This window comes from Cohnella sp. GCM10027633, assembly GCF_042675445.1.
Lineage (GTDB): Bacteria > Bacillota > Bacilli > Paenibacillales > Paenibacillaceae > Cohnella.
Window position 1 is genome coordinate 657440 of the sequence record NZ_JBHTGV010000001.1, and the last position, 22570, is coordinate 680009.

General features: G+C 60.4%; 26 protein-coding genes and 1 tRNA gene. All 27 read right to left on the reverse strand.

Features of this window, described 5'->3' with window-relative positions:
* Nucleotides 1-131 precede the first annotated feature (131 nt).
* The 27 genes from trpA to ACFQZG_RS02970 all read right to left on the reverse strand — a co-directional run bounded on the left by trpA (nt 132) and on the right by ACFQZG_RS02970 (nt 22487).
* Entirely contained in the window at nt 132-968 is an 837-nt protein-coding gene (trpA, locus tag ACFQZG_RS02840) for a tryptophan synthase subunit alpha (RefSeq protein ID WP_378149794.1), read from the reverse strand.
* Entirely contained in the window at nt 965-2191 is a 1227-nt protein-coding gene (gene trpB, locus ACFQZG_RS02845) for a tryptophan synthase subunit beta (protein WP_378149796.1), read from the reverse strand. The genes trpA and trpB overlap by 4 nt, the downstream gene beginning before the upstream one ends.
* Nucleotides 2188-2862, reverse strand: a complete 675-nt coding sequence (locus ACFQZG_RS02850) for a phosphoribosylanthranilate isomerase (RefSeq protein ID WP_378149798.1) — start codon at nt 2860-2862, stop codon at nt 2188-2190. Before ACFQZG_RS02850 ends, trpB begins: the two co-directional genes overlap by 4 nt.
* Complete coding sequence (trpC, locus tag ACFQZG_RS02855) at nt 2859-3665, reverse strand: indole-3-glycerol phosphate synthase TrpC (protein ID WP_378149800.1); 807 nt, start codon at nt 3663-3665, stop codon at nt 2859-2861. The genes ACFQZG_RS02850 and trpC overlap by 4 nt, the downstream gene beginning before the upstream one ends.
* Nucleotides 3655-4701 (reverse strand): anthranilate phosphoribosyltransferase, encoded by a 1047-nt coding sequence (gene trpD / locus ACFQZG_RS02860; RefSeq protein WP_378149801.1) that lies wholly within the window; start codon nt 4699-4701, stop codon nt 3655-3657. The genes trpC and trpD overlap by 11 nt, the downstream gene beginning before the upstream one ends.
* Before the next feature lie 66 nt (nt 4702-4767).
* Complete coding sequence (gene trpE / locus ACFQZG_RS02865) at nt 4768-6333, reverse strand: anthranilate synthase component I (protein WP_378149803.1); 1566 nt, start codon at nt 6331-6333, stop codon at nt 4768-4770.
* Between the two features lie 356 nt (nt 6334-6689).
* Nucleotides 6690-7058, reverse strand: a complete 369-nt coding sequence (gene aroH / locus ACFQZG_RS02870; RefSeq protein WP_378149804.1) for a chorismate mutase — start codon at nt 7056-7058, stop codon at nt 6690-6692.
* A 6-nt stretch (nt 7059-7064) separates the two neighbouring features.
* The gene (gene aroB / locus ACFQZG_RS02875; protein ID WP_378149805.1) at nt 7065-8171 is read right to left on the reverse strand and encodes a 3-dehydroquinate synthase; all 1107 of its coding nucleotides are present in this window, start codon (nt 8169-8171) and stop codon (nt 7065-7067) included.
* Nucleotides 8171-9340 carry a chorismate synthase gene (gene aroC / locus ACFQZG_RS02880; protein ID WP_378149807.1) on the reverse strand — a complete coding sequence of 390 codons (1170 nt, stop codon included), beginning with the start codon at nt 9338-9340 and terminating at the stop codon, nt 8171-8173. The genes aroB and aroC overlap by 1 nt, the downstream gene beginning before the upstream one ends.
* A gap of 88 nt (nt 9341-9428) precedes the next feature.
* Nucleotides 9429-9590 carry a hypothetical protein gene (locus tag ACFQZG_RS02885; RefSeq protein WP_378149808.1) on the reverse strand — a complete coding sequence of 54 codons (162 nt, stop codon included), beginning with the start codon at nt 9588-9590 and terminating at the stop codon, nt 9429-9431.
* Nucleotides 9591-9655: 65 nt separating this feature from the next.
* Nucleotides 9656-10471 (reverse strand): CheR family methyltransferase, encoded by an 816-nt coding sequence (locus ACFQZG_RS02890; RefSeq protein WP_378149810.1) that lies wholly within the window; start codon nt 10469-10471, stop codon nt 9656-9658.
* 27 nt (nt 10472-10498) lie between these two features.
* Complete coding sequence (gene ndk, locus ACFQZG_RS02895; RefSeq protein WP_378149811.1) at nt 10499-10942, reverse strand: nucleoside-diphosphate kinase; 444 nt, start codon at nt 10940-10942, stop codon at nt 10499-10501.
* Between the two features lie 64 nt (nt 10943-11006).
* Complete coding sequence (locus tag ACFQZG_RS02900) at nt 11007-11981, reverse strand: polyprenyl synthetase family protein (RefSeq protein ID WP_378149813.1); 975 nt, start codon at nt 11979-11981, stop codon at nt 11007-11009.
* Nucleotides 11982-11996: 15 nt separating this feature from the next.
* Nucleotides 11997-12863, reverse strand: a complete 867-nt coding sequence (locus ACFQZG_RS02905; RefSeq protein ID WP_378149815.1) for a menaquinone biosynthetic enzyme MqnA/MqnD family protein — start codon at nt 12861-12863, stop codon at nt 11997-11999.
* The gene (locus ACFQZG_RS02910) at nt 12856-13497 is read right to left on the reverse strand and encodes a UbiX family flavin prenyltransferase (RefSeq protein WP_378149816.1); all 642 of its coding nucleotides are present in this window, start codon (nt 13495-13497) and stop codon (nt 12856-12858) included. Before ACFQZG_RS02910 ends, ACFQZG_RS02905 begins: the two co-directional genes overlap by 8 nt.
* The gene (locus ACFQZG_RS02915) at nt 13491-14366 is read right to left on the reverse strand and encodes a UbiA-like polyprenyltransferase (RefSeq protein ID WP_378149818.1); all 876 of its coding nucleotides are present in this window, start codon (nt 14364-14366) and stop codon (nt 13491-13493) included. Before ACFQZG_RS02915 ends, ACFQZG_RS02910 begins: the two co-directional genes overlap by 7 nt.
* Complete coding sequence (locus tag ACFQZG_RS02920) at nt 14363-15082, reverse strand: demethylmenaquinone methyltransferase (RefSeq protein ID WP_378150431.1); 720 nt, start codon at nt 15080-15082, stop codon at nt 14363-14365. Before ACFQZG_RS02920 ends, ACFQZG_RS02915 begins: the two co-directional genes overlap by 4 nt.
* 7 nt (nt 15083-15089) lie before the next feature.
* Nucleotides 15090-15968 carry a heptaprenyl diphosphate synthase component 1 gene (locus ACFQZG_RS02925; protein ID WP_378149819.1) on the reverse strand — a complete coding sequence of 293 codons (879 nt, stop codon included), beginning with the start codon at nt 15966-15968 and terminating at the stop codon, nt 15090-15092.
* Between the two features lie 120 nt (nt 15969-16088).
* Nucleotides 16089-16625 carry a hypothetical protein gene (locus tag ACFQZG_RS02930; protein ID WP_378149821.1) on the reverse strand — a complete coding sequence of 179 codons (537 nt, stop codon included), beginning with the start codon at nt 16623-16625 and terminating at the stop codon, nt 16089-16091.
* 90 nt (nt 16626-16715) lie between these two features.
* Nucleotides 16716-16937, reverse strand: coding sequence for a trp RNA-binding attenuation protein MtrB (mtrB, locus tag ACFQZG_RS02935; protein WP_378149823.1), 222 nt, complete (start codon nt 16935-16937; stop codon nt 16716-16718).
* Between the two features lie 27 nt (nt 16938-16964).
* Nucleotides 16965-17041, reverse strand: a tRNA-Pro gene (locus tag ACFQZG_RS02940).
* Nucleotides 17042-17194: 153 nt separating this feature from the next.
* Nucleotides 17195-17467 (reverse strand): HU family DNA-binding protein, encoded by a 273-nt coding sequence (locus tag ACFQZG_RS02945; RefSeq protein WP_378149825.1) that lies wholly within the window; start codon nt 17465-17467, stop codon nt 17195-17197.
* Between the two features lie 111 nt (nt 17468-17578).
* Entirely contained in the window at nt 17579-18307 is a 729-nt protein-coding gene (locus ACFQZG_RS02950; protein WP_378149827.1) for a nucleoside phosphorylase, read from the reverse strand.
* A gap of 1 nt (nt 18308) precedes the next feature.
* Nucleotides 18309-18983 (reverse strand): sulfite oxidase-like oxidoreductase, encoded by a 675-nt coding sequence (locus tag ACFQZG_RS02955; RefSeq protein ID WP_378149828.1) that lies wholly within the window; start codon nt 18981-18983, stop codon nt 18309-18311.
* A 43-nt stretch (nt 18984-19026) separates the two neighbouring features.
* Nucleotides 19027-19950: an ABC transporter permease gene (locus tag ACFQZG_RS02960; RefSeq protein ID WP_378149829.1), complete on the reverse strand. Its 924-nt coding sequence runs from the start codon at nt 19948-19950 to the stop codon at nt 19027-19029.
* Nucleotides 19934-20998 (reverse strand): ABC transporter permease, encoded by a 1065-nt coding sequence (locus ACFQZG_RS02965; RefSeq protein WP_378149830.1) that lies wholly within the window; start codon nt 20996-20998, stop codon nt 19934-19936. Before ACFQZG_RS02965 ends, ACFQZG_RS02960 begins: the two co-directional genes overlap by 17 nt.
* Nucleotides 20982-22487 (reverse strand): ABC transporter ATP-binding protein, encoded by a 1506-nt coding sequence (locus ACFQZG_RS02970; protein ID WP_378149832.1) that lies wholly within the window; start codon nt 22485-22487, stop codon nt 20982-20984. Before ACFQZG_RS02970 ends, ACFQZG_RS02965 begins: the two co-directional genes overlap by 17 nt.
* Between the last annotated feature and the right edge of the window lie 83 nt (nt 22488-22570).

Here is a 22570-nt window from a genome sequence, read left to right on the forward strand (position 1 = left end):
CTCACCCTCGATTACGGCAAACGGAGCGCGTACGCGTTCGCCGTCTCCGGCTAAGCCTACTTCGCTCCGAATGTAAATGTGTATTCTATTATGACGCATTGCTTCACCGCTGTACAGCTTAAATCCGCGAATTACTTGCGCGGCTTCAGATCGGAGATGAACGACCGGACGGCGGCGATTCCGCGCTCGCGCTCTGCGTCGTCCGACGACGCGAGCAGCGGCTGCGCTTCCTCGATCTTGCGCACGATGGCGCTTCCGACGATGACGCCGTCGCACTGGCCGGCGAAACGCTCGGCGTGCTCGCGGGACGAGATGCCGAAGCCGACGCAGATCGGCACGCTAGCGGCCTTACGCACGGTCGCGAGGAAGCTGTCGATGCCGTCGTGGAACGTGGAGCGAACGCCGGTTACGCCGAGCGAAGACACGCAGTAGACGAAGCCTTTGGCTTGCGCGGCAATGCGCTCGACGCGCGCTTTCGACGTCGGCGCGACGAGCGGAATGAGATGGATGCCGGAAGCTTCCGCGATCGCGCGGGCTTCTCCGTCTTCCTCGAGCGGCAGATCGGGAATGATGACGCCGCTGAAGCCGTGCTCGCGCAGCAAGGAGAAGAACTTCTCCAAGCCGAGCTGCAACGCCGGATTATAGTAGGTGAACAGAATGAACGGCATCTTCACGCCGCGGCTTCTCGCCTTGCTCGCGACCGCCATGCAGTCGACGAGCCCGATGCGGTTCTTAAGCGCGCGCTCCGAAGCGCGCTGAATGACGGGGCCGTCGGCCAGCGGGTCGGAATACGGCACGCCGAGCTCGATCATATGCGCGCCCGCCGCTTCGGCCGCCTGCACGAGCGCCACGGACGTCTCCAAGTCCGGGTCGCCCATCGTCATGAACGGGATGAGCGCGGTTTCTCCTCTCGCCTTCAGCTCGGCGAAGACGGCATCGATCGCGTTCGGTACTGTCGTCGTGCTCATAGCTGCTCTCCGCCTTCCATCTTCGCTTGGTATGCGAGAATCGACTCTACGTCCTTGTCTCCGCGTCCGGACAAGTTGACGACCAGAATCTCGTCCTTGCCCATCGTCGGAGCGATCTTCATCGCCTGGGCGATCGCGTGCGCGGATTCGAGCGCCGGAATGATGCCTTCCAGGCGGGACAGCAGGTGCAGCGCTTCGAGCGCCTCCGCGTCCGTGATCGGATAGTATTCCGCGCGCTTGATATCTTTCAAGTACGCGTGCTCCGGCCCGATGCCCGGGTAATCGAGTCCCGCGGAGATCGAATGCGCCGGAAGAACTTGGCCGCCTTCGTCCTGCAGCACGTAGCTCATCGAGCCTTGGAACACCCCGGGGCGGCCCTTCGTCATCGTCGCGGCGTGCTCTTCCGTATCAACGCCGCGACCCGCGGCTTCTACGCCGATCAAGCGAACGGACGCGTCGTCCACGAACGGATGGAAAATCCCGATCGCGTTGCTGCCGCCGCCGACCGCCGCGACGATCGCGTCCGGCAGGCGCCCTTCGGCTTCGAGCGCTTGCTCGCGCGCTTCCAAGCCGATGATGCGCTGGAAGTCGCGAACCATCATCGGATACGGGTGCGGACCGGTGACGGAGCCGAGAATATAGTACGTGTCGTTCACGTTGCTGACCCAATAGCGAAGCGTCTCGTTGCAAGCGTCCTTCAGCGTGCGCGTGCCGGACATGACCGGAATGACCTCCGAGCCGAGCAGCTTCATGCGGAACACGTTCAGCGCTTGGCGCTTCGTGTCTTCCTCGCCCATGAACACCTTGCATTCGAGACCCATGAGCGCGGCGACCGTGGCGGAAGCGACGCCGTGCTGGCCCGCTCCCGTCTCGGCGATGACCTTCTTCTTGCCCATTCGCTTCGCGAGCACCGCTTGGCCGATCGTATTGTTGATCTTGTGCGCGCCGGTATGGTTCAAGTCCTCGCGCTTCAAGTAGATTTTCGCGCCTCCGAGGTGTTGAGAGAGCCGTTCGGCGTGGTACAGCGGCGTCGGTCGACCGGAATATTGCTTCAATAGGTAGCGGACCTCCGCGATGAACTCGGGATCGTCCTTATATCGGTTATACGCCTCTTCGAGCTCGATGAGCGCGTTCATTAACGTCTCGGGAACGTACTTGCCGCCGAACGGACCGAACCGGCCGTGCTGGTCGGGTACCGAAGACGCTTGCGATGCTTGTGTCATGAACCTTTCACCCTTTCCGCGAATGTCGCGATCTTCACGTTGTCTTTGACGCCGTCCGTCTCCACGCCGCTCGAAATATCGACGCCGTAAGGACGGTAGCCCGTTATTAATTCGTTGGCGTTGTCGGGCGACAGCCCTCCGGCGACGAACAGCTTCATCCCGTGCTTGTCGGCTTCGCCGCGGTACGCCGGGAGGACGTCCCAACCGAACGCGACGCCCGTGCCGCCGCCGGCCGTGTCGAGCAATATCGTCGAGACGGCTCCGGCGTAAGCGGACAATCGCTCCGGACCGGAACCCTCCGTAACCGGAAGCGCGCGCCACACTTCGACGCCGAACCGCTCTCCGACTTCCTTAGCGAATGCCGGCGTCTCCTCGCCGTGCAACTGCACGACGTCGAGCGGCACGCTCGCGAGCGTATCCGCCAGTTGCTCGATCGTCGGATCGACGAACACGCCGACCGTGCGCGGAGGATGCCCTCCGGCCATCGGCACCGTGCGGGAATAGGCGTGCAGCTCTCCCGCTTGCTCCGGGGTTACTTGCCGGCGGCTCTTCGCGAACACGAAGCCGATATAGTCGATAGGTTGACCGGACATTCCGCTCAACGTCGCTTGTTCCTTGATTCCGCAAATTTTCACTTTGGCGGGTTCGTTCGCATGCCCGTTGCCTCTCATCCGGCCGCGCCTGCCTTCGTCGCCGGACCGAGCAGCTCGTTAACGGCAGCCTGCACGTCCTCTTGGCGCATGAAGTGTTCGCCTACGAGCACCGCTTGCGCGCCCGCGCCGCTTACGAACGAGACGTCGTCCCGCGTGGAGATCGCGCTCTCGCTGACCGCGAGCGCTTCTTTCGGCATAAGGCCGATCAACTGCTCCGTCACCTTGAGATCGGTCACGAACGTCTTCAAGTCGCGGTTGTTGACGCCGATCAGCGTCGCTTGTCCGATCTCGAGCACCGTCTCCAGCTCGGGACGGTTATGCACCTCCACGAGGACGTCCAACCCGAGGTCGCGGGCGAGCGTATGGAAGGACGAGAGCTGCTCATTCGTCAAGATCGCGGCGATGAGCAGAATCGCGTCCGCCCCGATCAAGCGCGCTTCGTAAATTTGCCGTTCGTCGACCGTGAAGTCTTTGCGCAGCAGCGGCACCTTCACTTGCTCGCGAATTTGCGTCAAGTAATCGTTGCTGCCCTGAAAATAATCGATATCGGTCAGCACCGAGATGCAATCCGCGCCGGCGGCTTCGTATTGCCGAGCCAGCGATACCGGATGGAAATCCGGGCGTATGAGTCCTTTGGAAGGGCTGGCCTTCTTCACTTCCGCGATAAGCCCGACGGGACGGTTGCGTCCCCTCAGCGCTTGCTCGAAGCCGCGGCAAGCCGCGAGTCCGGCGATCGTCTTCTCCGCTTCCGCAATGTTCAGCGTGCGCGCAAGCGCCTCGACTTCCTGGCGCTTCGTATTTACGATCCGATCAAGAAACATGGCTCACTTCTCCCGTCGTAGCAATCCATTGCTGCAATTTGTCGACCGCGCGCCCGGAATCGATCGTCTCCGCCGCGACGCGCACGCCGTCTGCTAACGATTGTGCACGCCCCGCCACGTAAATGCAAGCCCCCGCGTTCGCCAAGACGACGTCGCGGTACGCGCTGCGCTCGCCGCCCAGCACGCGGCGAATGATGCCCGCGTTCTCGTTAGCGTCCCCGCCTTGCACCTCGCTAAGCGGCAGCGTCTTCAAGCCGAGCTCCTCCGGCGTAATGTCGTACGTCACGACTTCGCCGTCCCGCAGCTCCGATACTTGCGTCGGGGCGGAGATGCTGATCTCGTCGAGCCCGTCGTGGCTGCCGACGACCATCGCCCGCTTGAGGCCTAGGCGCGAGAGCACTTCGGCGACCGTCGCCGTGCGCGAACGATCGTACAGGCCGATCAGTTGGCGGTCGGCGTTCGCCGGATTCGCGAGCGGGCCGAGCATGTTGAAGATCGTGCGAACGCCGAGCTCTCGGCGCGGCACGGCCGCGTGCTTCAGCGCGGGATGGTACAGCTGCGCGAACATGAACGTGATGCCGGTCCGCTCCAAGCACGCGGCCGCCTGCTCCGCCGTCAGGTTGATGTTGACGCCGAGCGCTTCGAGCACGTCGGCGCTGCCGGCCTTGCCGGACATCGCCCGGTTGCCGTGCTTGGCGACCCGCGCGCCGCTCGCCGCCGCGATAACCGCGGATACGGTCGAGATGTTGAATTTATGAATGCCGGAGCCCCCGGTGCCGCACGTGTCGAGCAAGTCTTCGCGCTCCGTGCGGACGGCGTTGGCGTATGAACGCATCGCTTCGGCGAAGCCGGTAATTTCGTCGACCGTCTCGCCCTTCATTCGCAGCGCGACCATCGTGCCGCCGATCTGCGCCGGCGTCGCCTCGCCTTTCATGATCGTCGTCATCGCGCCGAACGCTTCGTCCCGCGTCAAGCTCTCGCCCTTCATCATCTTCGTCAACGCCTGGGGCAACGTCATCGTGTTCGCTTCGCTCATCTCAAGCTCCGTCCTCTCGGCTAATCTCGCCTCTTGTCTCGTTATACCGTCGTATCGTCTTGTCGCTTAATCGTAATCGAGGTTCGTCCGGCGATCGCCGATGGCGGCCAACGGCTTGCTCGCTTTCGGAGACGGCGGGAACGCCGCTTCCGCCGAGCGGATCGCCTTCAGCATGCCTTTCGCCTTGTTCACCGTCTCTTCGTATTCGCTCTCCGGTACGGAGTCCCATACGATGCCGGCTCCGGCTTGGACGTAGGCTTTGCCATGCTTGAATATAATCGTCCGGATCGTGATGCACGTATTCAGGTTGCCGGAGAAGCCGAGGTAACCGATCGCCCCCGCGTAGGCGCCTCTCGCTTCGTTCTCCAGCTCCGCGATGATCTCCATGGCCCGCAGCTTCGGCGCGCCGGATACGGTTCCCGCCGGCAAGCAGGACAGGAACGCGTCGTAGAAGTCTTTGTCCGGTCTCAGTCGGCCCGTGACGTTCGAGACGATGTGCATAACGTGCGAATACCGTTCGATCTCCATGTAGCTGTCGCACTTGACCGTGCCGAACGTCGATACGCGTCCGATGTCGTTGCGTCCGAGGTCGACGAGCATGACGTGCTCGGCCCGTTCCTTCTCGTCCGCGAGCAGCTCCTTCTCGAGCGCCAAGTCTTCCTCCGGCGTCTTGCCGCGCGGCCGCGTTCCGGCGATCGGGCGCGTCTCGACTTTGCCGTCGTCGACTTTGACGAGCAGCTCCGGCGACGTGCCGACGATCACTTCGTCGTCCAGCTTCAAGTAATACATGTACGGCGAGGGGTTCATCGTCCTCAGCACGCGGTATACGTGGAGGGGATCGACTTCGGTCTCGATATGGAACCGTTGGGACAGTACTACTTGGAAGATATCGCCCGCCCGGATGTACTCCTTCGCCTGATTCACGTTGTCGATGAACTGCTGCTTCGTGAGGTTCGACGCGATGTCGCCGAGATCCGGATCGACCGGCGGCGCCCCCCGGGACGAGATCGGCGATACCGGCTGCTGCAGCCGATCGATCGTCGCTTCGATCGCTTCGCACGTCCGATCGTACGCCGATTCGATCGCCCTATCCGATGCGCCGTCTTGAACGTGCACGTTGCCGATGACGAGCACCTGCTGCTTGAAGTGGTCGAACACGATCACTTGGTCGCAGAACATGAATTGCATGTCGTCCATGTTCAGATCGTCGATGTCGTGCGGCGGAAGCTTTCGCTCGTAATATTGCAGCAGGTCGTATCCGAAAAATCCGATCGCCCCGCCCGTGAACGGCGGCAAGTCGGCGATCTGCGGACTGCGGTACGCCCTCAGCTTCTCCCGGAGCAGTTGCAGCGGCTGGTCGGTTACGTGGAATTCGGTCTTGCCGTCCTGCTCGAGCGACAGCTTGTTCTTCTTCAGCCTCAGTACGAGGAAAGGGTCCGTGCCGATGAAGGAGTAACGCGCCCACTTGGCGCCGCCCTCTACGCTCTCCAATAAGAAGGCGCGCTTGTCGCGGCTCAGATGTTGGAATACGCGAATCGGGGTTTCCGTATCGGCCAGCAGCCTGCGCACGACCGGAATGACGTTGTATTTGCCCGCGAGCGCGATTATGCCTTGCAGTTCCTGCTCTTTCATCGGTCATCTCTCCCTTGTGTAGGACGCTGTTATACAATAAAAAAAGCACCTCTGCTTCGCAGAGATGCGTGTCGATATCGATGGGGATGGCGTCGCTTGTACCGTTCGTGCATGGATAGAATACGCCCATGCGCGTCAAGTCTCGCGAATGCTCCGCTCGTCTCGGCTCTTCTCTACTCGGCTAGCTCAGCGTAAGTTGCCGTCCCTATGGCCGACCGTTCCGCTTCGCTTACTATGTAAGCAATATAGCATCGGAGCGATGGGGGCGTCAACGGTTTTAGCAAATAAAATACGCCGCGCGCCCCCGAGAGGACGAACGGCGCATTGTTCGCACCTATGTAACCGCGCGATGAACCTTACTTCGCGCTCAAATCCGGGCGAAGCACCCGGGCGCCGCCGAGATAGACGTGGCGGATGTCCGATTGAGACGCGTCCGTGTTCACGAGCACCATGAGGCGGATGCACTTCTCGAGGCTGCCCTTAACCGGCACCTCCAGCGAGCACATGAGCGGCACGAGCTCCCAGCCGGCCATCTGGCGAATCGCCCGCGCCGGGAAAGTCGCGTCCAGATCTTGCGTGACCGTCACCCATACGCACGCGATATCCTCGGGCACGATCCGATTCACTTCCACGATATCGTTCAAGAGCTCGATCGTAGCGTCGAGAATCGGTTTCTCCTCGTTCGTTGCTACCGTAATCGCACCGCGAATTCCTCTTACGCTCATGACTCCCTATTTCCCCTCTCTTAGTCCGTCCACGATCTCCCTCACCCATGAGGATGGAACGTCGTTGCGAATCTCGACCGTCCCGATCGCGGTAGGGACGACGAACACCATCTTGCCTTCCTGGAACTTCTTGTCGTGCAGCATCGCGCTCATCACTTCGTCCGTGTCGATGCCGTCCGGAATGCGCACCGGCAGCCCGAACTTGAGGAAGATCGCCTCGGTTACCGCGACGATCTCCTCCGAATAGCCGAATCGCGCGGCCAACCGCGCGGACCCGATCATTCCGATCGCGATCGCTTCCCCGTGGACGAGCTCGCCGTAACCGGCGACCGCTTCGAGCGCGTGACCGATCGTATGCCCGAGATTAAGAATGGCGCGAAGATCGTTCTCCCGCTCGTCCTGAGACACGACGGTCGCTTTCACCTTGCAGCCTTCGTACAGCGCGTAGCCGAGCGCATCCGGGTCGAGCCCGAGCAGCCGCTCCGCGTTATCGTCGCACCACTTCACGAAGTCCGCGTTCCAGATAAGTCCGTGCTTGATCACTTCGGACAAGCCCGCCCGCACTTCGCGCATCGGCAAGCTTGCGAGCGTATCCAGATCGTAGAGCACGAACTCGGGCTGGTAGAACGCCCCGATAATGTTTTTGGCCAACGAATGGTTGACCGCGACTTTGCCTCCGACGCTGCTGTCGTGCGCGAGAATCGTCGTCGGAACCTGCACGAACCGAACGCCGCGCATGTACGTAGCCGCGACGAAGCCCGCCAAGTCGCCGACGACGCCGCCCCCTAAGGCGATGACCGTCGACTTGCGATCGAGACCGCCCTGCAGGGCGACTCCGATCAGCTCGTCCAGCATCTCCAGCGACTTCGACGTCTCGCCCGACGGCACGACCACCGTCGTCACCTTATAGCCGGCCGTGCCGAGCGACGCTTCGACGCGATCCGCGTACAGATCGGCGACCGAAGCGTCCGTCACGAGCAGAATCGGCGACTTGACCGGGAAGCCGCGCTCCGAGAAACGCGCGCCGATCCCGTCCAACAAGCCGGTGCCGATGACGATCGGGTACGAACGTTCCCCGAGCTCGACCTTCAGCTCCCGCGCCTGGCCCGCCATTAGTAAGCCTCCACTTGATTCAAGTAGCTCTTCAAGTTCGCCGCGATCTCGTCCATCGAATCCCCGCCGAACTTCTCCAGGAACGCCTTCGCCACTTCCCAGGCGACGACGTGTTCCATAACGACGCTGGCCGCGGGAACCGCGCATGCGTCCGAACGCTCGACCTGGGCGGTGAACGGCTCCTTGGTATCGATATCTACGCTGGCGAGCGGCTTATATAACGTCGGAATCGGCTTCATGACGCCGCGCACGACGATCGGTTCGCCCGTCGTCATGCCGCCTTCGAAGCCGCCCGCGTTGTTGGAAGCCCTGTAGAAGCCTTTGTCGGCGCCGTGCATGATCGGATCATGAACTTGGGAGCCCGGAATGCGTCCCGCTTCGAAACCGATGCCGACTTCGACGCCTTTGAACGCGTTGATCGAGACGACCGCCTGCGCGATGCGTCCGTCCAGCTTGCGATCCCATTGCACGTGGCTGCCGAGACCGACGGGCAGCCCTTCGACGATGCACTCGACGATGCCGCCGATCGTATCTCCGTCGGCTTTCATCTTGTCGATCAGATCGCACATCTTCTGTTCGGCGTCCTTGTCGACGACGCGAACCGGCGATGCTTCCGTCTGCGCGATCAGTTCGTCGATCGGCAAGTTCGGAGCCTTCGCGACGACGTCGCCGATAGAGACGACGTGACCGGCCACCTTGATGCCGAATTTCTCCAGCAACTGGCGCGCGATCGCGCCGACGGCCACGCGCGCTGCCGTTTCGCGAGCGCTCGAACGCTCGAGAACGTTGCGCAAGTCTTTCAGATTATATTTCAGCCCGCCGTTCAAGTCGGCATGTCCCGGGCGCGGACGGTGCACGCGGCGCTTCGCTTCGTCTCCGCCTTCGATCGGTTCGACGTTCATGACGGACGTCCAATGCTTCCAGTCCTTGTTCTCTACGACGAGAGCCACCGGCGCTCCCGTCGTCCGTCCGTGACGAACGCCGCCGACGATATTCGCCGTGTCGGTCTCGATCTGCATGCGGCGCCCCCGCCCATGACCCTTCTGGCGGCGTTGCAATTGAAAATTCAAAGCTTCGAAATCAAGCTCCAGATTGCTAGGTAAGCCTTCGATGATTGCCGTAAGCTGCGGACCGTGCGTTTCCCCCGCGGTCAAATAACGTAAAGTCAACCCCAGTTCCTCCCTTTTGCCACTAAACCCGTGAACGTCTTTGCTCATTATATTACAGCGTTAAAGCGTTTGACAAGAAAACAGCCCGTCAACTTCGGACGGACTGTTGCGATGTACCCGCGGGCTGGCTCGTGCGGATTTCCCTCATATCGTTCAGAAGCTGGACGTTGTCCAGCCCTAGAATTTGCGCGCATTCCTGGACGGAGATCAATCCCCTCCGGTATGCGGCGATTACTTTGCGTTTGTCCATTCGGTCCCTCCGGCTTCCGCGTTACCCGTATTATCGGTCGGAAGAGAAGCGAACATACGCTTGCGCTACGTCTTTCTGTAAAAAAAAGTATCGGCGGTTTCGAGTCCGTATTGTCCCGGCGAGAAGATCTGCTCGGTGCTGCCGACGAACAGAAGACCGCCCGGCTTCAACGCTTGAGCGAACTTGCCGTAAAGCATGTGCTTCGCTTCCTCGGTGAAGTAGATCATGACGTTCCGGCAGACGATCAGGTCGTACTTGTCTCCAAAACGGTCGAGGAGCAAGTTCTGCTTCTGGAACTTCACCGCGCGCTTCAGCTTGTCGGATACGCTGAACGCGCCATCGGACGCGGCGAAATACTTCTTGAAATCGCCCGGAACGTCCCGCAGCGACCGCTCCAAGTATACGCCTTCCTTTGCCTTGGCGAGCACGCCCTCGTCCAGATCGGTCGCGAGCAGCGAAGTGCGGTCCAGCGCCCCGAGCGAATCGAGGATCATCGCGATCGTATACGGCTCTTCGCCGGTCGAGCAAGCCGCGCTCCATATATTCAGGCGAGAATGCTCTTGCATCATGCGAGGCAAGAAACGATCCTTAAGCACTTGCCACCGGTTCGGATTGCGCCAGAATTCGGACACGTTGATCGTCATCCGGTCGAGAAACTCGTTGCGCAGCCGCGGTTCGGCCGATATCGCCGCGAAGTATTGCCCGAACGTGGAGAATCCGTGCTTCATGCGCAGCGTCGTCAGCCGACGGCGCATCTGATTCTCCTTGTATTGCGACAAGTCGATCGAAGTGAACTTCTTGACGTTGGCAATGAACTGGGCGAAGTCTTCGTCTTCCGTCAGGCCGGTTTTCGCAAGCGGATTCGTTCCTCTGTCTCCCATGAGGTCATATTCTCTCCCTAGAATCGATTAGATCCATGCTTGTATCGCTTTGTCGTAGGACACGAGCTCGTCTTCCGAGAAGAAAATGCCGATTTCCCGTTCGGCGTTGTCGTGCGAATCCGATCCGTGAATCAGATTGAAATTCGTATGTATCGCGAAATCGCTCCGGATCGTGCCCGGCGCCGCTTCGAGAGCGTTCGTCTTGCCGATGAGCGCGCGGCACAGCGCCACGGCTTGATCGCCTTCCCACACCATCGCGAATACCGGACCAGAAGTGATGAAAGTAAGCAGACGCTCGTAAAAGTCTTTGCCGTCGTGTTCGGCGTAATGCTGCTTGGCGCGCTCGGGCGAGACGTTCATCAGCTTCGCGCCGACGAGCTTCAGCCCCTTGCGTTCGAACCGGGAGACGATCTCCCCGATCAAGCCGCGCTGCACGCCGTCCGGCTTCACCATCAAATACGTTCTCTCCATATGTTCGCTCCTCTCTATGTATCTCTCGCTGCGACTTATTCCTCATTTTACCACAAAGTGCCGTTTAATAACTTCTTTTGGCCACGAAACGCGCGATTTCGGCAAGATTCCGCTTGGCCGGAATGTCCGGCAGCGCGTTCAACGCCCGCAACGCCTTCTCGATATAGCGGTCGGCCAATTGCTCGGACATCCCGATGCCGCGGCTTCCGCGCACGATCTTGACCGCCGCCGCCGATCCGCCTTGGCCGTCGCTGCCCCGGATCAGCTCGATCTCGCGGAGCAACGGCCCCCGGATCGCTTCGTCCTGCAGCGCGTAGAGAACGGGCAGCGTGATGTTGCCCTGCCTCAAATCGCTTCCCGGCGGCTTGCCGATCGCCTTCTCCGTGCCGCATATGTCCAGCAGGTCGTCCGTGATCTGGAACGCCATGCCGACGTTGTAGCCGAACCGGTACAGCGCGTGGCAGGCGCGATCCGGCGCGCCCGTCGCCATCCCGCCGAGCTGGCAGCTGATCGCGATCAAGAGCGCCGTCTTGCGGCGAATGCGCAGCAAGTAGTTGCGCACGCTTTGCTCCACGTTGAAGAAGTCGCGGATTTGCTCCATCTCTCCGATGCACATCTGGACGATCGCGCCGGACAGAATCTGATGGATGCGAACGTGTTCGAGCTCGGTTGCGACCGTAAGCGCCTTCGCGTAGATGTAGTCTCCGGTATACATCGCGATCCGGTTGTCCCATTTGGACTTGACGGTCAGCTGCCCGCGGCGGGTATCCGCGTCGTCGATGACGTCGTCGTGTACGAGCGTCGCCATATGGATCAGCTCAAGCGGAACCGCGACGCGCTTCAACGTCTCGAGCGAATAGTCGCCGAACTTGCCGGCGAGCAGAACGAACACGGGCCGCAGACGTTTGCCGCCCGCCTTGAGCAGATGGAGCGACGTTTCGCTCAGCATCGGGAGGTCGGACGTAACGGTTGCGGCCATGCGGTCTTCGATCGCTTGCAGGTCGGACTTGAGAGCGGCGTACAATTGCATCATTTTCATAAGGTCACCTGCGGACTATAGTAAGTTTCCCGCGACGCGCGTCAGCGGCAGTTCCAGCAGCTCGACCGGACGGTCGATCAGGCCGAGTTCCCTCGCGTAGCGGAAATACAGCTCCAAGCCCGCCTTCTGCTGCGGACCGAAGTCGTGGCATAAATTCGCGAAATAGTTGTGCCAATAAGCGGACGTCCCGCCGATCTGCTGTACGGCCTTGGCGACGACGGGCTCTAGGTTGCGCGAGGACAAGTCCTTGCTCAGAGTCAAGCCGTCGTAGATCGCGCGAACCGCCTCCGGATTCGCATGCGCGGCTTCGCGCCTCACGGCCCATAGCGCGAACGTCATCCAATGGCCGGTCCATACGTTCCATACTTCGCCGAGATCGAGCACGCGGTAGCCGTGATTCTCCCATGAAGCGCGAATGGCATGGTCTCCGATGAGCAATGCGGCGTCGGCGTTATCCAACATCGGACCGAGCGAAGGCTCCGCGTCCTCGTAGGTCGGCTTCCCGCCGTAAAACTTCTCCATGATGATCTTCAACAGATTCACGGACGTGGCGGAAGCCGTCGTCAGCGCGATTTTGCCGTTGATGACCTGCTCGAGCGGCGACTTCAAGAACAACAGAATCGATTGCACCGCGCCATGCGCGCTTACGGATAAATTCGGAAGCAAATAATACGCGTCGGAAGACAAGCCGTAGGCGTACGAGGAAATCGCCGCCATGTCGATCTCGCCTTCGCGAAGCTTGCGGTTGAGCGCGGACGGCACTTCCGATACGATCTCCGCGGGTTCGCGGAGGGCGGAAGCGTCGAAGTGGTGGAATACCGGCCAAGCGTTCGTGAACGATATGCGTCCGATCTTCAGCGGGCGCTCATTGCCGTTACTCATCGGATTCGCCCCATCTTCTGAACAAATTATGTGTAATGCCCATGCTGTCCATGACCTTGCCTACGAGGAAGGACACGATGTCTTCGACCGTTTGCGGACCGTTGTAGAACGCCGGCATCGCCGGTATGATCCGGACGCCGAGCCGCGCGAGCTTCAGCATGTTCTCCAAGTGGATCGCCGATAACGGCGTCTCCCGCGGGACGAGCAAGAGCGGACGCCCTTCCTTCAGCGTGACGTCCGCCGCCCGGGTCAGCAGGTTCGTCGAAGCGCCCGCGGCGATCGCGGACAGCGAGCCCATGGAGCACGGGATGACGACCATGCCTTCCGCGCGGAACGAACCGCTAGCGATGCTCGCGCCGATATCTCCGAGCGGATGGTAAGTCATCGTTCCCGCCGCGATCGCGCCTCCGAACGCCGCTTCGAGCGCGTCCGGCCTTCTCGCCGCGTCCCAGCCCAATTCTTCCTTCAATACGCGCCAGCCCGCGTCGGATACGACGAGGTGGACGTGAATGCCGGCGGCGAGCAGCTCCTTGCACAGCTTGACGCCGTATGGCGCGCCGCTGGCGCCCGTCATGCCGACGACCCATCTCCGCGGAGCGGGGACGGGTCCGTTGCGCTGCGTTCCGGTTACCACGATCTCACCACCACGAGATCGATGAACGTGAAGGCGAAGACGACGGCGCTTAGCACGCCGTTCATCGTGAAGAACGCCGCGTTCAGCTTGCTCAGATCGTTAGGCTTGACGAGGCGATGCTCGTAGAGCAGCAAGCCCGCCGCGATGACCATGCCTACGAAGTACGGCCATCCGAGATCGGTGAGCACGAACAACGACGCGAAGCCGACTGTCGTCAGCGCATGGAACGTCCTCGCGATATATAGCGCGCCCTTGATGCCGAATCGCGCGGGAATCGAGTGAAGCCCTTCCTTGCGGTCGAACTCGATATCTTGGCATGCGTATATAATATCGAAGCCGGCCGTCCAGATCGCGACGGTCAAGTACAGAATAATCGAGGTCCAAGTGACTTCGCCCGTAACGGCGACCCATCCGCCGAGAGGCGCAAGGCCGATCGTCAACCCGAGTACGACGTGGCACAGCCAAGTGAAGCGTTTCGTATAAGAATAGATGACGGTCATGAAGACGGCGATCGGCAGCAGCTTCACGGACAAGCCGTTCAACTGCGACGCTGCCCAGAACAGAAGCGCGAACGACGCGACGATGAACAATGCCGCTTCCGCGCTCTTGATTAGCCCGGCCGGAATGGCGCGGTTCGCCGTACGCGGGTTGCGCGCGTCTATCGCCCGGTCGATGACGCGGTTAAGCCCCATCGCGGCCGTGCGAGCTCCGACCATCGCGAGCAGAATCCAGCCGCATTCGCTCCATTCGGGTAGCCTCCCGTCGACGACGACGCCGCCGAGAATGGCGCCCATGTACGCGAACGGAAGCGCGAATATCGTATGTTCGAACTTGATCATTTCCAGAAAAGTGCGGATTTTGGCGATCATGCCTTGTCAGTTCCCTTCGTTCCGATATGCAGCGCAGCCACGCCGCCGAAGAACGGGCGGGCTTTCACTTCGCGCAAGCCGACGCCGCGGAACATGTCCGCGAGAGCACGCATATCGGGGAAAGTCGTCAACGATTCCGGCAGCCAGCTGTATTGCTCGTATTTCTTGACCAGCACTTTGCTGATCCATGGCATCAGCTTCTCGAAGTACAAATAATAAATGCCTTTGAACGGTTGCCACGTCGGCTTGGACAGCTCGAGGCAGACGACTTTGCCGCCCGGCTTGACCACTCGCCGCATCTCCCGGAGCACCTGCTCGTAATCGGGCACGTTGCGCAGCCCGAAGCCGATCGTCACGAAGTCGAAGCTGTCGTCCTCGAACGGCAGCGCCATCGCGTTGCCCTGCACGAGCGAGATCTGATCGCCCAGCCCTTCCTTGTCGACCTTGGCTTGTCCGACGTCGAGCATGTTCCGGCTGAAATCCAGGCCGATCGTCTTCCCGGTCCCGCTCGCCTTCGCGAGCGCGATCGTCCAGTCGCACGTGCCGCAGCACAGGTCGAGCGACGTCTGCCCCGGCTGCACGTTCATCTTGCGCATCGTGTACTTCCGCCACGCCTTGTGCCGCCTGAAGCTGATGACGCTGTTCATGAAATCGTACTTGGGCGCGATGTTCTCGAACACCGCGTGGACTTTGCGCTGCTTGGATTCCGCATCCATCATGTTGTTAACCCAGCTCCTTCAAAGCGGTCGCCGGCTGCGGGCCGGCGGCTTGCAGGAACGGCTCGAACAACGGCTGCAGCTCCCGCGCCAGCTTGTCCGATTGCAGCCTCCCCGCCGTCGCCTGGAGCTGCGCCGAAGCTTGTCGAAGCAAGCCCGTAAGTTTATCCGCGACCGCGTACTTATTCAGTAACGTCTTGATTAGACCTTGATCCTCTTGCCGTTCGCGCAACGCGCGGCGGTCTTCCTCCGTACCGTCCTGCAAGATGTGCCATATGCCCCAGCTTCCTTCGAGCTTCGCGTGTTGCTGGGCGCGCCGCAGCTCCTGCAAGAGCACCTCGCAGCGGCTGAACCGGTCGACCAGCTCGGGCCATACGCGCTCGTACAGTCCCCCCATGACGCCCGCGAACGCGAGGAAAAGTCCGGCTCTCGCTTCGGCCGCATGCTGCACGTACTCTTCCGCGTTCAGCTTCATCTGGATCATCTTCGCGTACATGCTCATCTTCGTCCGGTTAATGTCGCAGACCGCCTCGCTAAGGCGGCGCACCATGTCCAATTGGCCGGCTTGCGACAGCAACTGGTAGAACCGGCTGCTGAAGAAGTCGCCCGCGAGCACTTTGAGCTGCTGCGCGCGCATCGCCATCATGCCGGATTTCGCCGGCGCCGAGCGATTGTCGACCATGTCGTGCGTATCGAGTCCCATCTGCACGAGCGAAGCGACGACCGCGAGCAGCTCTTTCTGGTGAGCGGCCGACGGTTGATGGCTAAGTACCGCATATAACAAAGAAATCCTGCCCTCCGGAAAATCCGGCAATTCCGTGTGCAGGGTAATCATATCGTGGCTCATGTATTTGTTAGCCGTCTGGGCTATTCGAGCTCTCGTCATCGTTCCGCCTCCGAACATGTTGCCCAAGTCCGATGAAGCACGCGGTTAAGCGGGCCGCACATCTTGATTCGATCTATTATAGCATATCCGCGCCGGGCTCGCATAAGCGCCGCGCGATGTTCATGAAATTGCAAAATTTCGCAGCCATCGCTCTCCCGCGGGCGTAATCGTCATGCGAACGCGGGACCGCGCGGCGTCATCGAGCTCCAGATCGGTCGGCCGCAAACGGGACAGCTCCTTCTCCGTCCAGTCGGTTCGCCGGGTCTCGATCGACGATAGAAGCGCACGTTCATCATTGTTGCCATCGAACGCGCGAATCAGAACTTGGCCGACGTTGTTCTTATCCTTGAACGCGAAAGTTACGATCGCCGCGGCGTTCATCCAGAAGTCCGACGGCGCCGAAGCGGCCAAGTCCACGGCGAGAATGCCGTGATCCCAACGGACGCGAAGCAGCCGCATGTCCGCGGATAGGCTGGCCATCTCGTTAACGAGGTTATCGTCGCGCAGCATGCCCGCGTTCGCGGGCTCGAATACGAACGCGGCCGCGCGGCGCTGCTTCATCGTCTCGTCGATCGCGCTAAGCCGCGCGAGCAGGACGACCGCGATCAAGCCCGACGCGATTAAGATGCCCCATCTTCGCCAATGTACGACCGCCATTCCCTCGCCCCCTTCAAGCTCCGCCGCTCTTCTTATGTGTACAACAAAAAAGAACAGGCTATGCCTGCTCTTTGCTCGCGCCTCGCGGCGTTACTCTCCGGCTTCGACGACGCCGTGCTTCGTCCAGACCGTCGCTCTCCCGCGGACTTTCACCGCGGAGGTATGGTCGGTGAACTGGGCGATCAGCACTTCGCCCTTGTCCAGCTTCTCGGTGTGGTGGAACTTCGTATCTTGGCCGCGCGTCAATCCGATGACCGTCACGCCGTTATCCTTCGCCTTCACGACGACGTATTCTTGTTCGCCTGCGCTCATTGGGACGCAATCACCCTCGATTTGATATGGTCGGAACGGAGAGATTCGAACTCTCGACCTCACCCACCCCAAGGGTGCGCGCTACCGGGCTGCGCTACGTCCCGAATCTTATATGTGCAAAATTATAGCATAGGCCGTTTCCGCGGCGCAACATGGAGCTAGCTTATTAGACCCCGTGACAGCAAAAAGACCATCTCCCTCGGACGCTGCTTGCGCGCGCCGGCCGGGAAATGGACCTTCCACGAAACTCGAACCTTTTATTTAATGCCTTCTTTCAACGCTTTGCCCGGCTTGAATGCAGGGATTTTCCCGGCCGGAATATCGATTTCCACGCCGGTTTGCGGGTTGCGTCCTTTGCGGGCGGAACGTTCGCGGACTTCGAAATTTCCGAAGCCTACGAGTTGTACTTTATCGCCGGACTGAAGCGCTTCGGAGATGACGTCGAACACGGCGTCGACGGCGGAAGTCGCGTCTTTCTTGGACAAGTCGGCCAACTCGGCCACTTTGGTGATCAATTCGGTTTTATTCATGGCATTCACCTCCCAGGGCGGGTACATGGCATGTTATCTGTTTAACCGATTACACGGAAATTATACACTCGGGTCTTCGAAATTTTCAAGCGGGGCGCGGATTTGCGCAGTTTAAGCGCGTTCCGCGAGCTTCACGACCGCCCGCAGCGCCGCGGCGATCTCGCGTTCGACCGCTTGCGCCACCACGTCGGCGCCAGGATCGTACACCGCGGCCAAATCCGCGTCCGCGAATCCGTCCAAGGCCAAGATCGCTCCCGCTCTGACGCCCCGCAGGCTCGCGATGACGTATAACGCGGCGATCTCCATCTCGACCGCCAACGCTCCCGCTTGCTTGTACTGCTTATGCGGGATTTCCAACGCGCCTTGGAAGAAGACGTCCAACGTTACCGTAATGCCTTTGGCGACGATGCCGCCTTGCTCCAGCGCCGATTCGTACAAGGCTTCGACTACTTGGCCGTCTCCGACGGCCGGGAACCCATCCGGAACGAGCTGTCGCGTCAAGCCGTCCGTGCGGACGGCCGCCGTGCTTACGATCAGGCTGCCCGCCGGCGTGGCTTCCGAGTAGGAACCCGCGGTACCTACCCGAATCAACGTGGTCGCGCCCGCGCGGATCAGCTCCTCGAAGCATATCGCCGCGCCGGCCGACCCGACGCCGTGGCTGACGACGGCCAAGCGGACGCCGCCGATTTCGCCGACGAACGTACGGTATTCCCGACTGAACGACAGCTCCCGCGCGTTATCCAGCTTGCGGGAGATGAGCTCGGCCCTCTTCGGATCTCCGCAGACGATCGCGTAAGGAGGAATGTCTTCCGAGTGAATTTGCAGAATAGGCAGAAACATATTAATCGAACTCCTTCTTCGTCCATTCGTCTTCCGGTATGGGCAAGTCCTCTCCGGAGAAACGTTGCTCGGCGAACGGATCGGCTTCGTTATGGAAACCGTTGCGCTCCCAGAATCCCGGGCGGTCTTCCTTCATGAACTCGATCCGCCGAATCCATTTCGCGCTTTTCCAGAAATAACGATGAGGAACGAGCGCGCGCAACGGCCATCCGTGCTTCGGCGTTAAAGGCTCTCCCGCGTAACGGTAGGCCAACATGACGTCGTCCAGCATCAGATCGGCAAGTGGAACGTTCGTCTCGTAATCCTGATCCGCATGGAACATGACGTACTTGGCATCCGGCTTGACCTTGATTGAGGAGAGCAAATCCTTGAACAGCACGCCTTCCCACTCGGTATCGAGCTTGGACCAGCGCGTGACGCAGTGGATATCGCGCTGGATTCGCGTGCTCGGAAGCTTAAGGATATCGTCGTAGCCGAAGGCGACCGCCTCTTCGACTTCGCCGTCGACCGTTAAGGTCCACTGCTTCAGATCGTACTCGGGGACCTCTCCTTCGTGAAGTATCGGAAACTTCTCCGTGAAGGTTTGTCCCGGCGGAATGCGGTCCGCGAGCTCGGCGCTTACGTTCGAAGGCAAGATGACTTTCGCGTTCTTCAATCGATCCGCTTTATTATGCATGGTTCTACCTCCGTGTTAACGCTTATCGTTCGTGGTGCCTGGGCTATCTGGAGCTGGATCCCGCGCTTTGGGCGTCTTTCAAGAACCCCTTGTCTTTGAAGAAGAACATCGCGACGATCGTGACGACGTACGGAACCATTTGCGTGAAATGGGAAGGCCAAGATATGCCCTGCAGACGGATGCTGAACGCGTCCATCAGCCCGAACAGCGCGCTTGAAGCGACGACGCCGAGCGGGCCGGACTGACCGAGCATCATGGCGACGAGCGCGATGAATCCGCGCCCCGCCGTCATCCCTTCGGTGAACATCGTCACTTGCCCCAAGGACAGCTGAGCGCCGGCCAACGCGCACAGAACGCCGCAAGCCAATACCGCCCCGTACTGGTATCGCCGCACGCGAATGCCGATGCTCCTGGCCGCCAGCGGATTGCTGCCCGCGGCCAGGAAGCGGAACCCGCCGATCGTCCGGTAGAAGTAGAACCAGACGAGTCCGGCAAGAGCCAACGCCATATAGACGAGCGGAGATTGGCCGGACAGAATGTCGCCGACGACCGGAATATCCTCGATCAGCGGAATGTTCCATTTCGGAAGTCCGACCATTTCGCTATTATGATAGGCGCCTTTGACGTGAAATATCGTTCGAAGGCTGAACGTCGTCAATCCGAGCGCCAAGAAGTTCATCGCGATGCCCACGACGATCACGTTCGCTTGCAGATGAATGCTTAAATACGCGAACAAGAGCGAGAAGACGGACACGCAAGCGATCGCGAATAGGATGGCAAGCGCCGTGTTCTCCAAGTAATGGTTGCCTACGATCGCGGAGAACGCGCCGATCAGCATCAGGCCTTCCAATCCGACGTTGAACAGACCGGCCCGGGCGCATAGCGCGCCGCCGAGCGCGGCCAGCAGGATCGGCGTCAGCACGCGGAGCGCGGAATTGAGCAATGCGAGGTCAAACAACTGATCCATCTTGTTTACGCCCCTTTCTCCGTCTCCATCCGAGCGTGAATTTCACCGTGATGAACAGAATCAATACCGCCTGAATGACCGCGCCGATCTCGAGCGGCACGTCCGTGTTCAATTCGACGCCCATGCCGCCCGTCTGCAGCGCGGCCAGGAAGAACGCCGCGATCGCCGTTCCGATCGGATTCGCGTTCGCGAGCAGAGCGGCCATTATGCCCGTCCATGCGTAATCCGCCGACGAGAACGCGTTGTCGATATAACGGTATTGCGAGCCGAGCACCTCGGAAGCTCCCGCCAATCCGGCGAGTCCGCCGCTGGCGAACATCGTGGCGAGCATGAGCGACGTCCGCTTGATTCCGCCGTACACGGCGAACAGAGGATTGCCTCCCAGCATGCGCGCTTCGTAACCCGATACGGACCTCGATAGATAGACGAAGATGACGATCACGGCGAGGACGGCAATGATTAATCCGGCATGCGCCGCGGTGCCCTTGAACAGTTTCGGAAGCCATATGCCCGCATCCAGCATCTCGCTCTGCGCCATCGCCGCCGAACCTGTTTTATCCTTGAACGGATAAGCGACCATGTAGCCGGCCAACAGCGAGGCGATATAGTTGAGCAATAGCGTCGTGATAAGAAGATTCACGCGGAACTTCACGTCGAAATAGCCGGCCATCGCCGACCACAACCCGCCCGCCAAGATACCGGCGACGATCGCCGCGATGCATACGAGCCATCCCGGTCCGGGAAGATAGACGCCTACGAGCGCAGCGCTTAATCCGCCCAGCACCATTTGACCTTCCGCGCCGAGATTGAAGAAGCCCGAACGGAAGGCCATAACCGCGCCCATTCCGATCAGGATGACGGGAGTCGCTCGGCTTAGCGTGCTGGCGAAAAAGTAAAAGCTTCCGAAAGCGCCTTTCCACATTTCCGAATACGTTTCCGTAACGGAACCTCCCGCGACGAGGATGGCGATCGAACCGGCCAACAACCCGATCAATATCGCGAAGAACGGTCCGGACAACGGACGAAGCCATTTATTGAGGTTGTTCATTCCGTTTGCCTCCCGCCATCAACAAGCTTATTTTCTCCTCGGTGGCCTCGTTAACCGGCAGTTGACCCGCGATTCGACCTTCGTACATGACGAGAATGCGATCGGACAACTTGAGTACTTCCGACAGTTCGGACGAGACGAGCAGGATAGCGCCTCCGCCGTCCCGCTTCCGTATCAATTGATCGTGTATCGTCTCCATCGCGCCGATGTCGACGCCGCGAGTCGGTTCCGCGGCGATCAAGAACGGCGATTGTTGCGCCAGCTCCCGGGCGACGATCAGCTTCTGGAGATTGCCTCCGGATAAGTTCTGGGTTTGATTGTCGACCGAGCCCGCTTTGATCGAGAACTGTTCGATCCACCCTCTAACGAGGGATTTCGTTGCCTTGCCGTTCAATAACCCGAACCGCCCGAGCCTGCGTTGGTGTCCCATGATCCCGGTCTCCGCCACGGTAGCGGACTTGTTCGCCCCCCAGATGTAACGATCCTCGGGAATGTGGGCCAGCCCCGCAGCCCGTATCTCGCGGGCGCTTCTGCCCGTCACGTCGGCACCCATAAGGGAAATGCGGCCTTGGTCGATCGGGAGCAATCCGGAGATCGCTTGGATGAGCTCGGACTGGCCGTTGCCGGATATGCCCGCGACTCCGACGATTTCCCCGGCCTTCACGTCCATGCTGACCGCATCCAGCAAGGGCTTGCTCCCGCTTCCGGCGATCGAGACGTCTTGCAGCGCTAGAACCGTATGCGTCGGGAACGACGGACGCTTCGCCGTCGGCGCGAGCGATCGGCCGACCATGAGCTTGGACAATTGCTCGACGTTCGTCTGCGCCGCCTCTAACGTACCCGTCACTTGACCGTCCCGCAATACCGTAATGCGGTCCGCGGCGCTCATGACCTCGTTAAGCTTATGACTGATCAGGATGAAGCTCTTTCCCTTCAGCGTCAACGCTTTGATCGCGTCCAGCAGCTCCTTCACCTCGAGCGGCGTAAGGACGCCCGTCGGCTCGTCCAGAATGATGATCTCCGCTCCCTGATGGAGCACCTTAAGAATTTCCACGCGCTGCTGGACGCCGAGCGGGCACTCGCCGACGATCGCCCGGGGATCGACTTTAATGCCGTATGTACGAGACAGCGCTTCGACTTCCGCGATGGCGGCCTTGCGGTCGAACCTCAGCTTTCCCGGTTCGTTGCCGATGACGATGTTCTCGGCGACCGTGAAATTCGGGAACAGCATGAAGTGCTGATGGACCATCCCGATTCCGCATCGGATCGCGTCTTTCGGATCGGCGAACGACGCTTCCTTGCCGTTCAGCTTGATCGTCCCCGAAGAGGGCTGTTCCATCCCGTACAGAATACGCATCAAGGTCGTTTTGCCGGCGCCGTTCTCGCCTACGATCGCATGGACTTCGCCCTTCCTGAGCGAATAGTCGATATCCCGGTTGGCCTTAACGTCGCCGTAGCTCTTCGAAATCCGTTCCATCTCGAGCAACATTCGAAATCCTCCTATCCGTTGTCCGAAAGCATAGGAAACCGGCTGCTTAAGGGCAGCCGGTTACATTAAGCGGTATGCGGTTC

Excerpts from the sequence above, each read along its gene's own strand:
- trpC (WP_378149800.1), bottom strand. The coding sequence starts at position 3,665 with ATGTTTCTTGATCGGATCGTAAATACGAAGCGCCAGGAAGTCGAGGCG.
- aroB (WP_378149805.1), bottom strand. The coding sequence starts at position 8,171 with ATGGCGGGCCAGGCGCGGGAGCTGAAGGTCGAGCTCGGGGAACGTTCG.
- trpA (WP_378149794.1), bottom strand. The coding sequence starts at position 968 with ATGAGCACGACGACAGTACCGAACGCGATCGATGCCGTCTTCGCCGAG.
- ACFQZG_RS02920 (WP_378150431.1), bottom strand. The coding sequence starts at position 15,082 with ATGGATGCGGAATCCAAGCAGCGCAAAGTCCACGCGGTGTTCGAGAAC.
- ACFQZG_RS02925 (WP_378149819.1), bottom strand. The coding sequence starts at position 15,968 with ATGACGAGAGCTCGAATAGCCCAGACGGCTAACAAATACATGAGCCAC.
- ACFQZG_RS02915 (WP_378149818.1), bottom strand. The coding sequence starts at position 14,366 with ATGATCGCCAAAATCCGCACTTTTCTGGAAATGATCAAGTTCGAACAT.
- trpD (WP_378149801.1), bottom strand. The coding sequence starts at position 4,701 with ATGAGCGAAGCGAACACGATGACGTTGCCCCAGGCGTTGACGAAGATG.
- ACFQZG_RS02945 (WP_378149825.1), bottom strand. The coding sequence starts at position 17,467 with ATGAATAAAACCGAATTGATCACCAAAGTGGCCGAGTTGGCCGACTTG.
- aroH (WP_378149804.1), bottom strand. The coding sequence starts at position 7,058 with ATGAGCGTAAGAGGAATTCGCGGTGCGATTACGGTAGCAACGAACGAG.
- ACFQZG_RS02930 (WP_378149821.1), bottom strand. The coding sequence starts at position 16,625 with ATGGCGGTCGTACATTGGCGAAGATGGGGCATCTTAATCGCGTCGGGC.
- ACFQZG_RS02970 (WP_378149832.1), bottom strand. The coding sequence starts at position 22,487 with ATGTTGCTCGAGATGGAACGGATTTCGAAGAGCTACGGCGACGTTAAG.
- ndk (WP_378149811.1), bottom strand. The coding sequence starts at position 10,942 with ATGGAGAGAACGTATTTGATGGTGAAGCCGGACGGCGTGCAGCGCGGC.
- ACFQZG_RS02890 (WP_378149810.1), bottom strand. The coding sequence starts at position 10,471 with ATGGGAGACAGAGGAACGAATCCGCTTGCGAAAACCGGCCTGACGGAA.
- ACFQZG_RS02905 (WP_378149815.1), bottom strand. The coding sequence starts at position 12,863 with ATGAGTAACGGCAATGAGCGCCCGCTGAAGATCGGACGCATATCGTTC.
- ACFQZG_RS02885 (WP_378149808.1), bottom strand. The coding sequence starts at position 9,590 with ATGGACAAACGCAAAGTAATCGCCGCATACCGGAGGGGATTGATCTCC.
- ACFQZG_RS02900 (WP_378149813.1), bottom strand. The coding sequence starts at position 11,981 with ATGAAAATGATGCAATTGTACGCCGCTCTCAAGTCCGACCTGCAAGCG.
- ACFQZG_RS02965 (WP_378149830.1), bottom strand. The coding sequence starts at position 20,998 with ATGAACAACCTCAATAAATGGCTTCGTCCGTTGTCCGGACCGTTCTTC.
- trpE (WP_378149803.1), bottom strand. The coding sequence starts at position 6,333 with ATGAAAGAGCAGGAACTGCAAGGCATAATCGCGCTCGCGGGCAAATAC.
- ACFQZG_RS02955 (WP_378149828.1), bottom strand. The coding sequence starts at position 18,983 with ATGCATAATAAAGCGGATCGATTGAAGAACGCGAAAGTCATCTTGCCT.
- ACFQZG_RS02950 (WP_378149827.1), bottom strand. The coding sequence starts at position 18,307 with ATGTTTCTGCCTATTCTGCAAATTCACTCGGAAGACATTCCTCCTTAC.
- ACFQZG_RS02850 (WP_378149798.1), bottom strand. The coding sequence starts at position 2,862 with ATGAGAGGCAACGGGCATGCGAACGAACCCGCCAAAGTGAAAATTTGC.
- trpB (WP_378149796.1), bottom strand. The coding sequence starts at position 2,191 with ATGACACAAGCATCGCAAGCGTCTTCGGTACCCGACCAGCACGGCCGG.
- mtrB (WP_378149823.1), bottom strand. The coding sequence starts at position 16,937 with ATGAGCGCAGGCGAACAAGAATACGTCGTCGTGAAGGCGAAGGATAAC.
- ACFQZG_RS02960 (WP_378149829.1), bottom strand. The coding sequence starts at position 19,950 with ATGGATCAGTTGTTTGACCTCGCATTGCTCAATTCCGCGCTCCGCGTG.